13 protein-coding genes are annotated in these 13,254 nt (G+C 50.7%); 8 read left to right on the plus strand and 5 right to left on the minus strand.

Going from position 1 to position 13,254, the window contains the following annotated elements; genetic code table 11:
* Positions 1 to 19: 19 nt before the first annotated feature.
* Entirely contained in the window at positions 20 to 589 is a 570-nt protein-coding gene (locus FT643_RS16725) for an NnrU family protein (RefSeq protein WP_156872570.1), read from the plus strand.
* Between the two features lie 55 nt (positions 590 to 644).
* Here FT643_RS16725 and FT643_RS16730 read toward each other — a convergent pair whose 3' ends face one another.
* Positions 645 to 1,478 carry a poly(ethylene terephthalate) hydrolase family protein gene (locus FT643_RS16730; protein ID WP_198043628.1) on the minus strand — a complete coding sequence of 278 codons (834 nt, stop codon included), beginning with the start codon at positions 1,476 to 1,478 and terminating at the stop codon, positions 645 to 647.
* 366 nt (positions 1,479 to 1,844) lie between these two features.
* Between FT643_RS16730 and FT643_RS16735 the strand changes: the two genes are divergently transcribed.
* Positions 1,845 to 2,582: a Bax inhibitor-1/YccA family protein gene (locus tag FT643_RS16735; RefSeq protein WP_156872572.1), complete on the plus strand. Its 738-nt coding sequence runs from the start codon at positions 1,845 to 1,847 to the stop codon at positions 2,580 to 2,582.
* Positions 2,583 to 2,664: 82 nt separating this feature from the next.
* Here the strand turns inward: FT643_RS16735 and FT643_RS16740 are convergent, their stop codons facing one another.
* Positions 2,665 to 3,294, minus strand: a complete 630-nt coding sequence (locus FT643_RS16740; protein ID WP_156872573.1) for a hypothetical protein — start codon at positions 3,292 to 3,294, stop codon at positions 2,665 to 2,667.
* Positions 3,295 to 3,570: 276 nt separating this feature from the next.
* Between FT643_RS16740 and FT643_RS16745 the strand changes: the two genes are divergently transcribed.
* The 4 genes from FT643_RS16745 to FT643_RS16760 are packed head-to-tail and all read left to right on the plus strand — an operon-like array spanning position 3,571 to position 7,205.
* Entirely contained in the window at positions 3,571 to 4,752 is a 1,182-nt protein-coding gene (locus FT643_RS16745; RefSeq protein ID WP_198043629.1) for a sulfotransferase family protein, read from the plus strand.
* A 48-nt stretch (positions 4,753 to 4,800) separates the two neighbouring features.
* Positions 4,801 to 5,970 (plus strand): glycosyltransferase, encoded by a 1,170-nt coding sequence (locus FT643_RS16750; protein WP_232340283.1) that lies wholly within the window; start codon positions 4,801 to 4,803, stop codon positions 5,968 to 5,970.
* Positions 5,971 to 5,973: 3 nt separating this feature from the next.
* Positions 5,974 to 6,717, plus strand: coding sequence for a polysaccharide deacetylase family protein (locus FT643_RS16755; RefSeq protein ID WP_156872575.1), 744 nt, complete (start codon positions 5,974 to 5,976; stop codon positions 6,715 to 6,717).
* A 56-nt stretch (positions 6,718 to 6,773) separates the two neighbouring features.
* Positions 6,774 to 7,205 carry a DUF2834 domain-containing protein gene (locus FT643_RS16760; RefSeq protein ID WP_198043630.1) on the plus strand — a complete coding sequence of 144 codons (432 nt, stop codon included), beginning with the start codon at positions 6,774 to 6,776 and terminating at the stop codon, positions 7,203 to 7,205.
* Between the two features lie 46 nt (positions 7,206 to 7,251).
* On the opposite strand, the gene FT643_RS16765 is transcribed toward FT643_RS16760, so the two are convergent.
* Positions 7,252 to 9,099 carry a sensor domain-containing diguanylate cyclase gene (locus tag FT643_RS16765; RefSeq protein WP_156872577.1) on the minus strand — a complete coding sequence of 616 codons (1,848 nt, stop codon included), beginning with the start codon at positions 9,097 to 9,099 and terminating at the stop codon, positions 7,252 to 7,254.
* Between the two features lie 390 nt (positions 9,100 to 9,489).
* Between FT643_RS16765 and FT643_RS16770 the strand changes: the two genes are divergently transcribed.
* Both FT643_RS16770 and pyk read left to right on the plus strand, forming a co-directional pair.
* Positions 9,490 to 9,699 carry a cold-shock protein gene (locus tag FT643_RS16770; protein WP_156872578.1) on the plus strand — a complete coding sequence of 70 codons (210 nt, stop codon included), beginning with the start codon at positions 9,490 to 9,492 and terminating at the stop codon, positions 9,697 to 9,699.
* Between the two features lie 342 nt (positions 9,700 to 10,041).
* Positions 10,042 to 11,502 carry a pyruvate kinase gene (pyk, locus tag FT643_RS16775; protein WP_156872579.1) on the plus strand — a complete coding sequence of 487 codons (1,461 nt, stop codon included), beginning with the start codon at positions 10,042 to 10,044 and terminating at the stop codon, positions 11,500 to 11,502.
* Positions 11,503 to 11,522: 20 nt separating this feature from the next.
* Here pyk and FT643_RS16780 read toward each other — a convergent pair whose 3' ends face one another.
* Positions 11,523 to 12,269 carry a hypothetical protein gene (locus FT643_RS16780; protein ID WP_156872580.1) on the minus strand — a complete coding sequence of 249 codons (747 nt, stop codon included), beginning with the start codon at positions 12,267 to 12,269 and terminating at the stop codon, positions 11,523 to 11,525.
* 47 nt (positions 12,270 to 12,316) lie between these two features.
* Positions 12,317 to 13,207, minus strand: coding sequence for a Tll0287-like domain-containing protein (locus tag FT643_RS16785; protein ID WP_156872581.1), 891 nt, complete (start codon positions 13,205 to 13,207; stop codon positions 12,317 to 12,319).
* Positions 13,208 to 13,254: the final 47 nt, after the last annotated feature.

The raw sequence follows: 13,254 nt of genomic DNA on the forward strand, positions 1-13,254 counted from the left end.
CACAATAGGGAACAAGCATATGGTATTAATGCACATGGGAATCGTTCTGTGGATCGGGGTTCACCTCATCCCGTCTTTCGCCCCCGGCATTAAAAGGAGATGGAAACAGGCATTGGGACAGAACGGCTATATGGCGAGCTTTTCGATGTTACTGGTACTGGCGTTGGTACTCATTGTGATGGGGTGGCGTACAGCGATCCCGGGCTACATCTATGCGCTGCCTATCACCGTCAATCTTATTGCATTACTCACGATGTGGTTGGCAGCCATTTTGTTCGTTTCTGCCAAATTGCCTACCCACATTAAACGGGTAATCCGGCATCCACAATTGCTCGGCGTCGTATTGTGGTCCGTTGCCCACCTGCTGGCCAACGGTGACACCCGTTCGGTCACGTTATTCGGTTCAATGTTAGTCTGGGCTGTTGTACAGATGTATTCGATTAACCGCCGCGACGGTCAATGGCTACGTCCCAATGCACCGCCATTAAAAGCGGATCTTATTCTGATCGTGATCGGAACGGTTGTTTACCTGGCTCTCATTTATCTGCATCCGTATATATCTGGCGTTCCCCTAACCTACATGGGGTAAGCGGCAGGCACAAAAAAGCGGCTGCAAGAGCCGCTTTTCATACCGTCGCGCGACCCTAATCCATATTCTTTTTCTTAACTGACCAGCTTGAACTGGTGCACAGGGTGCAGTCAGCACCGTAGAACATTGAACGCGCTTCCTGATCGTCCATCAGATGTAATTTAAACCAGGCTGTAGAAGGGCCCTGGAATGCGCCACCGGTATAACCCGCTTCAAAGTGGCTGGCACCCTGTGCAGTGGCATGAAATACCGGTACGTTTGCAGCGCGGAAAACATTGTCCTGATTTTGCGCCGGGGCTGCAATTGTGTCAGCACTACCGGACATTAGCAGCATCGGTCCGTTCTGAGCCCCATTTGCTGACGTGTTATGACCCAGGAAAGGCAATGTGTAAGGCTGCATTGGTGCAGTCGCCTTAATGCGCGCATCCCGGCCGACCATAATGGAACCGCCACCCCCTTGGGAGTGACCAGAGGAGCCAACATGACCCAGATCCAGTTTGCCTGCGAATGTACCACTGCCGCTATTTTGTTGCTGCAAATAGTCCAGGCAAGACAACATTTCCTCACCGGAAGCCGCATTCGTGGTAGAGGCCGCCGCTACCACAAAACCGTGACTGGCCCAATGCGATAGCAAGGCGCTGTATCCGGACGGGGTCGTTCCGGTGCCATTACCCCAGAGAATGATCGGGTGCTTCATTCCGCCTTCACCCAAATTACGCGGTCGATAAATTGAACAACCACTCGCACTTGTCGTCGTTGTTGCATAGGGGCCATTTGAATCATAACCCCCACCGGCGCCCCCTGTGCCCGGCGCATTATAGGAAAACGCGGTACTGGAAATAACAGTGAAACCGGCGATCGCAGCAAACCTGGAAATGGATCCTAACATCATGCACTCCTTAAAAATCATTTGGGCAGGAGAAACCACTTTGTGACCAAGATATCGAATACATGGATCGTTTTTACTCCCCCGGAGCCATGATCTGATGGCTCGCAGCCAACCTAATATCGCGCCGTATCCGAGTCAATTTGCTTCACTTGCGTTTGTGAGTAAGCAGTCAAATTCCGGAGGCCGGCTTTTCATATTGGCCGTTTAGCCCCGCCTTTTGGGCCTATGCGCCGCTCACGGTGATTTGGGTTCCCCGCAACCGGTTGGACAGCGTCCCATAAAAGATTAAACTGAGTGCTGGCGATGCAAATGATCGCTTTTTGACCACACCTAATATTTCTATCCTCACACACCAAGGGACAGACCATGAGATCCGGCAACCCATCGTTAAATGACAAAACATTTAAAGGCCTAGGCGTTTCAGATGAACCAATGACACTGGCCGGCACGGTCAATAAAACCGCCATTTTACTGGCCTTGGTACTGATTACTGCGGGATACACCTGGGGCCGGTTCTTTGAAAGTGGCGGCGACCCGAGCAGCATCATGACGTTGATGTGGGTGGGAATCATCGGCGGTCTGGTGATGGCGTTGGTGACGGTGTTCAAAAAACAATACGTAGCCTACACCGCGCCTGCCTATGCCCTACTGGAAGGCCTGGCCGTCGGGGGCATTTCTGCTTTCTATGAAGTACGTTTCGAAGGCGTTGTGATTCAGGCAGTGGGACTGACATTCGGCACTCTATTCTGCTTATTGTTTGCCTACAAAACCGGCCTGATCAAAGCCACCGAAAATTTCAAGCTGGGCATCACTGCCGCCACCGGCGCCATTTTTCTTCTGTACATCGTCAACATGGTGCTTAGCCTGTTCGATATGCCCATCGGCTTTATCCATGAAGGCGGTACCTTCGGCATTATTTTCAGTCTGGTGGTGGTCACCGTTGCTGCACTCAACCTGGTGCTGGATTTTGATTTCATCGAAGCCGGAGTGGAGCAAGGAGCCCCCAAATTCATGGAATGGTATGGTGCCTTCGGCCTGGTCGTAACGCTGGTTTGGTTATATCTGGAAATGTTGCGTTTGCTGTCGAAATTACGCGGCGACTAATATTGCCCGGAACTGAAAACCAGAAGCCGTAACGTAAAAAGCCCTCGCTGTGAGGGCTTTTTACGTTACGGTGGTCACTGATTTATTCTTCTGGCTTCTGTATTTTGCAAGCCGTATAGAGCAGCTCATTTTCCAGCGTGATTTGCGCTTCATCGCCCTGCGACAAGAAGGCTATTTTTCCATTTGAGAAAAACTCACCGGAACCCAAAGCCTTACGCGTCAACTTATCCGCAGTCAGAGTTTGGCGATCAGAAAAAACCACATCATCCGCTGTCAGCTTTATCCGCTGATCACCGGAAATGTAAGTACCGTAATAAATGCTGAACTGATTATTTCCATCACAAAGGTAATCTATTTTCTGGGGCATCATGGAAACCGCTGAAGCTGCCGGCTTCATCTCATCATCAAGGCACGTTGGTTCCATATACTGTTCACAGGCTTTACGTGTACACGCAGCATCCATTGAACCGGCGGCCCGCCGACACTGATTACAGCCATCAAAGAATCGTGTGCAGGTGTCCGGAATACGGTTCTTCCAACTATCGGCATTGTATTCAGAGAATTGCTGCTGAAAAGGTTCCTCTGCTATGGATTTTTCTTCATCGCTGCAAGCGGACAACAATAACAACCCTGCAAGACATATCCCCGTAAACTGCAACTGCCGGATCAGGGCTTTTAACACCTGCATGTGCTTTATATGGAGTATCGGCATATTCATTTCCTTCGGTATCAGGATCGCCTTTCTGGTTCTGGGCCATGCCCTATTGCTGAAGTCTATATAACAGAACAGACCACGAACGCGGTGGCGTCAATAAAATTCGGAATAAAAAACCTTTTTCGTTGCCGAATTTACGCAAGCCATCGCGTACGCCATCCTCCCTCGCACCCTCAATCCTGCTGGCAATGTAGCACAGCGCAACCCTGTCATAAAACTGTCTCGGTTTTGCCGCATCCTGGTCACCGAGATTTGACCGACAGGGGAACGATTATGGTCTGGAGCGTATTGGCACGATTACCAAGGCTCCTATGGTTCAGCTTTGTCCCCCATCGATCAGGCCCTTACCCCAAACTGTCATTACAACGGCTTGTGGTCATGCTGGCGTTCTGGCCGATCTTTCTTTGCTATCTCATCATCACGAGTCTTTGTCTTTGCCTGGATCACCTGCTTTTCCCGGGCTTCAAACACGTCACCATTTCGCGCCCCTGGATGGTAATCGGTATTCCCCGAAGCGGCACCACTTTTCTCCACCGTTTACTGGCAGGAGACCAACAGCACTTTACGACCATGACGCTGCAACAATTAATCTTTGCACCATCCATTGTCCAGCGCTTAATAGGATTAGCCCTGTCCACCCTGGATCGCACTTTGGGCGCACCGGTTCATACTCTCCTTGTTCGACTTCAACGGCAGTTATTTGCCGGCCTGGATGGTATTCACAGCACCGGTTTGGAACAACCGGAAGAAGATTACCTTGGGTTGATTCCGGCCTTACATTGCTTTCTTTTAATTCTGCCATTCGGTGATCCGGCGTTAATGCGTTTGGCGTATTTTGATCGCGACGCATCTGCCCAGGAGCGGGATTCCCTGATGCGATATTACCGCAGGCTCGTTCAACGACACCTGTATGTTCAAAAGCACTGGCATAAAAGTGAAGCTACCTACCTTTGCAAAAACCCCAGCTTCACTCCTTTATTTCAAACTCTGGCCACGGCCTTTCCCGATGCCCGCTTTATTGCCTGCCTGCGAACGCCGGACCAGGCCGTGCCCTCGCAAGTCAGTTCAATATTAATCGGCGCGCGAATGTTTAGCGGCAGCGTTAACAAAGCCTGGTGGTGTGACAATTTGGTGGCGATGTTACGATTTTATTACTCCCATTTACTCAGCAATTTATCCGATGTAGGTCCGGACCGGCACGGGTTTGTGCGAATGGAGCAGCTGGCGGGAGCGCCTTCGGCCACGGTAACCGCACTATACAAGCGGTTTCATTTGCCCCTGACGGAGCACTATAGGCGGTGGCTTGCTGAAGAAGACACCCAGGCAAAAGCATATCGCAGCGCTCACCACTACCGAGGCAGTGCACTGGGTATTTCAGCTCAGGACTTGTGTGTCCGCTTTGAATTTGTTTACCGGGATCTGGGTTATCCGCAGCCGGAACAATTTGAAACATGATGGCTTGCAACCGTCACAAAACCTCAACAAGAAATCCGGATACTTGCCATGATGATACGATCAGAACTGCGAATACTATTTATTGTTGATGCAATCCAGGGACGCAATGGGGTTGGCACCTATTTCCAGGATTTAGTCACTCACCTGAGAACGCGGGTGGAACGGGTCGAGCTCGTCGCACCGGATATACACGACCCGCATATTTGTCAGGGAGCATCAATCGCTATGCCGGGCGATGCAACTCAGCGGGTGTACCTGCCGCGCATGCGCAAACTGACCCTGCTGGCTGTGGAAATGCGGCCCCACGTTATTGTAGTGCCCGGCCCCGGAATTTTTGCGCTTGCCGGGTTTTGGTTGGCCTCCAAACTGGGAATCCCGGTGTGTATGACGCATCAAACCGATTATGCCCGTTTAGTTGATCTTTACTGGAAAGGACTTACCGGGCAGTTTGCCCAACTGATGCTGCGCTGGACCAATCAATTTATGATAAGCGGAAGCGCAACGGTTGCCACCGTCAATAAAGGCATGGTGAGTCAGCTTCGCAGTATGGGTATACCCCGGCCGCACTTAGTGGGCACAACCCTCGGAGCAGAATTCATCGACACGCCGTTAAGTGAACCCCGCAGTACGATCAACCGAATTTTATTTGTGGGTCGCCTGGCGGCAGAAAAAAATCTGGATCATTTTCTTGCACTGGCCGAAGCCCGTGAGGATTTGCAATTCACAATTGCCGGTGACGGCCCACTCAGAAACCTGGTGCAAAAAGAAGTCGGACGATTACCCAATCTCACTTTTCTGGGCTGGTGCCCAAGGCAGAAAGTTTGTGAGCAGGTGGATCAGCACGACTTGCTGATTTTGCCGTCAGCGGTTGAAGCATTCGGTACTGTTGCACTGGAAGCGATGGCACGCAAACGTCTGGTATTAACCACGCCGGCTTGCGGTATTAATGAATGGAAAGAATTGAATGGCGGCCTGCTGGTAATGCAACAAGGAGAATCGCTGCAGGACGCGGTAATGCGCATTGGATTAATGTCATCCGGACAGCGATCCACCATCGCCGCCAACGGGTGTGGTGCTGCCCGCACCTTGAATGACGATGCGATAGAGCAATGGTTGTCGGTATTGGGCACCACGGCAAATAAAGGATACTTCCTGCCACGGCGTCTGCCCTCGCCGACCTTCGCGTTGCTGCGACGGCTTGCCTCTGTGCAAGCGTAAGCTATGCCAAAAAAACCTTTCCGACCGACGAAGCAATCCGATTTGCGGGCCTTAGTCAGCATCCACGACGTGATGCCGGAAACGCGGGAGCAGGTCACAACAATGCTGCTCAAACTGGCGCAGCAAGCCCCGCAACTTACCCCCCCCTTTATCACTTTGCTAATTGTTCCCGGACGCCAATGGAGTCAGTCTGATCTTGCCTGGCTGCACGCCCTTGCGCAAGCCGGACACCCCTTGGCAGGGCACGGGTGGAGCCACAAGGCGCCGTTGAAGCGCACCTTATACCACCTGTTACACAGCTTGGTTTTATCTCGGGATGCCGCTGAGCATCTTTCACGAAACCACCATGAGCTACGACAATTAGTGCTCGACTGCTTTAACTGGTTTCACCACTACGGACTCCCTCGCCCCTCGCTTTATGTGCCGCCTGCCTGGGCTGCGGGCAATCTGGGTATTCGGCAATGGAAAACGTTGCCATTTGCACAACTGGAAACCCTGGCGGGAGTTACTGACCTGCAAAGCGGCCACAAATACAAGTTGCCCCTCACCGGGTACGAAGCCGACAACGCCTTTCGGGCGATCAGCTTGCGCCTTTTTAACTGCCTTAATATCAAGCGCGCCCGGAAAAGCGGAGCCCCGTTACGCATTGGCCTGCACCCGTTTGACCTGGACTATAGGTTGGCACAGAATGCTTTGTCAGACCTGACTCTGGTCGATCGGTTCTGTCAATACTCGGAACTGCACTGAAGCCAAGCTGACTCCATTGGATCCATGCGCACGACAAAGGCAACGCCATGAGTAAAATGTCCCGTTTTTTATTCTATTTTTATATCGCCACCGGTATTCTGGCGCTGATCTTCACCTGGGTGCATGTGCCAGCTTATCTCGGCAACGGTATCCTCGATGCCAACATAAACTTCTGGAAAGACGCGCTGATCCACGGCACGCCATCCGGTAATTTTCTGGCTGTAGACATCCTCTTTTACGCCCTCATCGGTAGCGTTTTTATGGTTTTGGAATGTCGCCGGCTGGGTATTAAGTTCGCCTGGCTCTACGTGTTCGCCGGTATTCTGATTGCCATTAGTTTTGCTTTTCCTTTATTTCTAGCGATGCGGGAACGTCATATCGCCCAAACACCGGTCCCAGTGCCGCCGGCACCACTCAAAACCTACGATATTCTTGGCCTGGCGGTCTATAGTGCTGCCGTGCTTGCAGCGGCTATCATCGCACTTTAAGTGCCCGGTCTCGGATAACCACCCAAGGGCGACGGAATGGCATTCATCAGAACGATTGGTGAACTACTCTGTTACGCCCTTTACTTTTAGCTTGATAAAGCAGTTTATCCGCTTTGGAATAGATTTCCTCTGCCGTTACCGGCCCGGATTTATCATCCAGGATTAGTAAACCAAAACTGGCGGTCACCACCTTCTTATCACTCCCCGGATGCTCAATATCCAATTGCTCTATCGCTTCGCGGATTGACTCTACAAAATCTTGGCAGCGCTGTGCCGGTCTCGTCACACTCAATATTAACGCAAACTCCTCTCCACCGACGCGGAATAAATCACTCAGCCTGAAGATGTGATCATTAGCACGCTTGAGCTGCTCCTGCAGACACGCCGTAACTTTCCTGAGAACATCGTCTCCGGCCAAATGGCCGCAAAGATCGTTATAGTCCTTAAAATAATCCAGATCGATCAAGCACAGGGCAAACGGTGTATTTTGTCTGATGTGTACCGCTAATGCCCGATCAAACAGTTCATTAAAATGCCGTCGGTTGTAGGCACCGGTGAGTTCATCACGAATCGCGAGATTCTCAAGCCGTTGATTGGCCGCCTCAAGTTGCTGCGTGCGCGCCAGCACATCCTGCTCCAACTTGAACGTGTATTTTTCCTGGGTAGCGAGCGCCTTGCGCTCTATTTCTAATTTTTCGGCTTTGAGCACATTCATGTGGTCAGCCAATCCCAATGCAAGCAACAGCACTTCCAGGCTGGAGCCAAACTGGACGCTGTATTCAGTCAACGCGTTGGCTTCCAATATGCCCAGCACTTTCAGATAATACATGGCCGCGCCCAGCCCCACACAGAAAAATGCCAGCATAAAATAGTAAGCGGTGCGTACCCCCTTCGGCATCAAATATATTGCTGAAGCAAAGGCAGACAAAACCAGCATAATGCCGACCGGAATCTGGAACGCAAACGTCAAAGCATAAAAGCCAGCGAGCGGAATAAAAACCACCACGGTATTCAAACCGGTGATGATACACATACTCCGGTACCACCAGCGCGGCATAAATTCTTTTATCGTGAGATAACGGATAGTGAAACACCCTACCGTTGTATAAATAAGCGAGGAAGAGAACGCGATTGCCTGATTATTCAGGTGGGGTGATTCTGGCCATAAATACTGGAAAGCATATCCACGGAAAATGATGCTCCAGATAAAAAAAGTAGTGACGTAGAAAAGATAAAGCGGGATGGTGTGTTCACGAGTGGAAAAATAGATAAACAGGTTATACACCAGGATCGCCAGCATAACGCCATAACACAAACCAAACGCCAGTGTTTCGGTTTGCACATGACTGGAATAAAGTTCGGATTCCCACAAACTTGGAGTAACGGATTCATGCAGACCGTCCCAGGTCGATTGACGAATATAAACTTGCAACATCTCACCCGGTTTGAATTCCACCGGCACTACAACCGAGCGCGTGTGCAATGGCCGGGTACTGAATGGCCTGCGGTCCCCGGATTCGAAATGTTCGATGGCACCGGAGCTGCGAACAATATAAATGTCCAGGTAATCCGCTATTGCGGTTTGCGTGTCGATCAGCTTATTAAGTGATGTCTCGGTGCCATTGAGCAACGTAAAACGCATCCACCAGGCTGAATGCGAAAAGCCGGGATTCAGGCTACTGGAATCCGATGCTACCCAGACCGCCCCCCCGTTCAACAGCGCCTCGATGCCGAGAGAGGTAGAGGCGTCCTCCAGAATCTGGCCGGATTTGCCTAACACAATTCCGGAACTTTCCTTATTAATATTAACAACTTGAACCGCCTGCAGCCCGCTACTAACTAACCAAAGCAAAACTATCGTCGTTACTGCCCTGGCTGAAAAAGCATCAAACATCGGCGCGGCACCATCACATAATTGTCTAAATCAACTGTCAGTCTAGACCAAATAGGCAAGCTTAATAGCCCACACGAGCAAAACAAACAGTAAATATAATTGACCTTTTCGATCCTGAACCGCCGTTTCTGCCGACGACACCCAGAGACCCGTTTTGCTCTCAGACCCTTGCCACGCCTGAATATAAATACATTCAGTGTTTGACATTCCCCCGAACCCGTATAGAATCCTCAACCAGGTAGAAAGAAAGCCTGTTAGTATTATCTCCATTACGTTGTTTTACTTGTATTACCTCGTCCTGAAGTTTCTAATGAAAAGACTCCATTTCTGCTCAACAAGCTTGTCCTATTTCGGATAAGTATTTTACGTAAAAAATTTCAGGATATTGAAATGTCAAATACAGTTAAAGGAACCGTTAAGTGGTTCAACGAATCTAAAGGTTTTGGTTTCATCGAGCAAGAATCTGGCCCGGACGTTTTCGCTCACTTCAGCGCAATCGTAAGCTCTGGCTTCAAAACCTTGGCTGAAGGCCAACAGGTAGAATTCACAGTGACTCAGGGCCAGAAAGGTCCTCAAGCTGAGAACATCGTACCTTTATAAATCCTCAGCATTGCTGAACAAGATTTATAGAAAAGCCGAATTCGCATAGCGGGTTCGGCTTTTCACTTTTAAGGCTCCGCTACCGCGGATAACGCCAGCGATTGAAAGCTTGAAATTTACGGCGAGCGCAGGCGCATTAGAATCAACGAGAATCCCGCTTACACCACGGCATAATGTTTACTAACACTCCTTCCCCTGTAATCAGCCTATTGAGCTTGAATTAAATTACAAATCTGGCCTATTCTGCCTTTAGCAGTAGCCGAAGCGCTGCTGTGAGGCACCCGAAACCGATAACACCTTATTTACCATCTACCACAGCAGTCGCTCCTGAGGGGAAGTTCCATGTTTCGTCGTACCAAAATAGTCGCCACCGTTGGTCCCGCCTGCAGCAGCGAAGAAATGCTGGAGTCGCTGATCAAAGCCGGGGTCAATGTATTCCGGCTCAACTTCTCACACGGCTCTGCAGACGGCCACCGCACTGTCGCTAAACGAATTTATGCAACGGCAGACAAGCTCGGCACCAACATCGCCATCCTGGCTGATTTACAAGGTCCGAAAATCCGCATAGCACGCTTTACCGAAGGCAAGGTCACCCTCAACAATGGCGCCAAGTTTATACTTGATGCCGACATGGACGAAGAAAGCGGCAACGAATCGGCTGTAGGCCTGGGCTATAAAGCCCTGCCTCAGGATTGCCGTGATGGCGACACACTGCTACTGAACGACGGCTTGATCGAGATGAAGGTCAATCACATTCAAGGCAACGCGATACATTGCACCGTCGTAGCCGGAGGCGTGCTCTCGAACAATAAAGGCTTGAACCGGATGGGCGGCGGTCTGACTGCCAAAGCGCTGACAGAAAAGGACCTGGAAGACATACAAACCGCCGCCAGCATGAACGTGGATTACCTGGCTCTGTCCTTTCCGCGGGATGCTACGGATGTGAATGAAGCCCGCACCCTATACGAAAAAGCCGGCGGCAAAGGTGGCATCATCGCAAAAATCGAGCGCGCTGAAGCAGTTGCAGATAACACCAACCTGGATCAGATCATTCTCGCATCAGACGGGGTAATGGTCGCTCGCGGAGACCTGGCCATTGAAATCGGTGACGCAGAATTGGTCGGGGTACAAAAACACATAACCTGGCGCGCCCGCCATCTGGACCGCTTCGTCATTACTGCAACCCAAATGATGGAATCCATGATCAACAATCCGCAACCTACCCGCGCAGAAGTATCGGACGTCGCCAACGCTGTGCTGGATGGAACCGATGCTGTGATGCTGTCGGCGGAAACCGCGACCGGCGACTTTCCGGAAGCGACGGTGCGGGCAATGGACCGAATCATACTCGGCGCGGAACGGTCGTATCAAATGCGGGACCAACTGGATAACCAATGGAAGCAGGACAACCGAACCCCCAGCAAAATCGATGAGTCCATCGCCTCTGCGGCCATGTTTATGGCGAACCGGTTGACTGGAGTGAAAGCGATTATCGCCATGACAGAAACCGGCGCAACACCCCGAATGATGTCGCGTATTCGCTCGGGCCTGCCAATATTTGCTTTTACACCCCACGCTTATTGTCAGCGTAAAATGGCCGTTTACAGGGGCATTCAAACGGTGCACTTTGAAAGCGCCAACATTCGCCCGGAGCAAATCAATCAGCGGGTCGTGGATCTGTTGGTGGAATTAGATGTGGTTAAAGCCGGGGATAAAGTGATTCTCACGAAAGGCGACTACGTCAATGTCAATGGCGGCACCAACACGTTGAAAGTAATCGAAGTCGGTGGCGTGATTCACTGACGCCACCCGCAGTGACCCCGTCAGGGTTTAGACCAACCGTCCAGAAAATATTGCATATCCTCTTCAAAACGTCGGCGCTCTTTCGGGTCGCCGATTTCTCCACCCAGATTGCGCACCAAGCTAAGAGCAGTACTGGATTGGCGGGCAAAATCAGCCACCAGCGCTGTGGCCAGCGGACCGAGATATTGCGCCAGGCGGGAACCAATTTCATTTAGCTGGGCAGGCGACAACGAAACCGAATTTTTATCCGTGGTCTTGTCTTTTTGCAGCGATTGCGAAAACTCGAACGGCATTAATTGCCCATGGCTTTTGCGGATACAAAAATTGGCACCGGTCCAGGGCTGCGACGTGCGGGCAAAGGCCTGGGTAACCAAGCGCAATTTACGGGGCTCAGCACTCTGCAGACAAGACTGCAAGGTTCGCAACGCGGATCCAACATAGACCAGTTTATTACTGTCTTGCTGAGAAAATACCAACCCGCTGTGGACCAGCAAACGGGTCTCGATGTTATTTTTACGTTCCAGCTTGTCCAGGCTGGCAACGATATTTTGCAGTAACACCATAATCTCTGCATCGGGCTTAAAGATCAGCTGAAACGCGGTTTTGGTCCGGCTACTGGATACCACCTGTAACTCCGCAGAAAAGCCCACTGCGCTGATCAGGATACGTTGCATATCAACCAGAATCCGGCCAGGCGCGTCGGATTCGTTAACCACGTCTATTGTCATTACGATAGTGCTTACCGGAGTGCCGGATTCAATATTCATTTCAGATTCCCCATCTTTAATAATATTGTCTCAACAATCTGTGCATACTACTTTCGGGTCGCATCCATATTGAGCAGATGCATGGCCTTCTCGATACTTCGGCGCATACGGTTGAAGGACGCGTGCAACTGGCGAATTTCTTCCGCCCCTTTATCTTCAAATTCTGGAATGTTCAGATTGCCCAGACTCACCTGGTCACTCTGATAGGATACATTTTGCACCGGTTTGATGACTACCTTATGCAGCACCACATTCAGAACCACAAACAAGGCTACCACTAAGCCGAGCATTAAACCGGTAACAATCCACACTGCGCGCTGTGCGTTCTCAATCGCCAGTTGGGACGGCACTGTCACGATTTGGGCGCCCACCACCTCATTTAGCTGCCAACCGAAACCGTGCCGGTCGCCATACTTCGCTATTAGCGAAGGCGGGGCCGATTTGGGCGTGTCATGGCAAGCCAGGCAAGCCTGATTGGTAATCTTGATGGGACGGGCAATATAAAGATATTTTTTTCCATCCGGCCCTATACGCTCACCTTCCAGTTCTTGCATATCCCGGCTACGAAATTTATACACCACATTGTATTGCTCCCACTCTGTGGCTTTATCCCGTATATTAGTGGGATTCAAGGTGGCTTCGCGGTAGGAATAATCAGGATAGTTTTTACGCAAACGTTCAAAAACTTCAGTGGCCGCAAACGCCGGCACGGTTTGTGGCAAAAACTCCGGAGCCTGCTCGACGTCCATGTGTGGCTTAATTTCATCGATGGTGTAACTGCGCACCGACATTGCCGTTTCCATAATTAAACCGGCATCCGCCAACACCTCTGATTTAGCATTCTCAATTAACAGTTCATGAGTAACCCAGACGCTTAAGATGAAGCCTGGCAAGAACACTGCCAATAACGCTAAATTAAAACGCGTACGAATCTTCATTGGAAAATCTCTTTTAAGTGTGCCAGTTTTTGCGGGTAGCCGTTTCT

Origin of the sequence: Ketobacter sp. MCCC 1A13808, assembly GCF_009746715.1 — a bacterium.
Lineage (GTDB): Bacteria > Pseudomonadota > Gammaproteobacteria > Pseudomonadales > Ketobacteraceae > Ketobacter.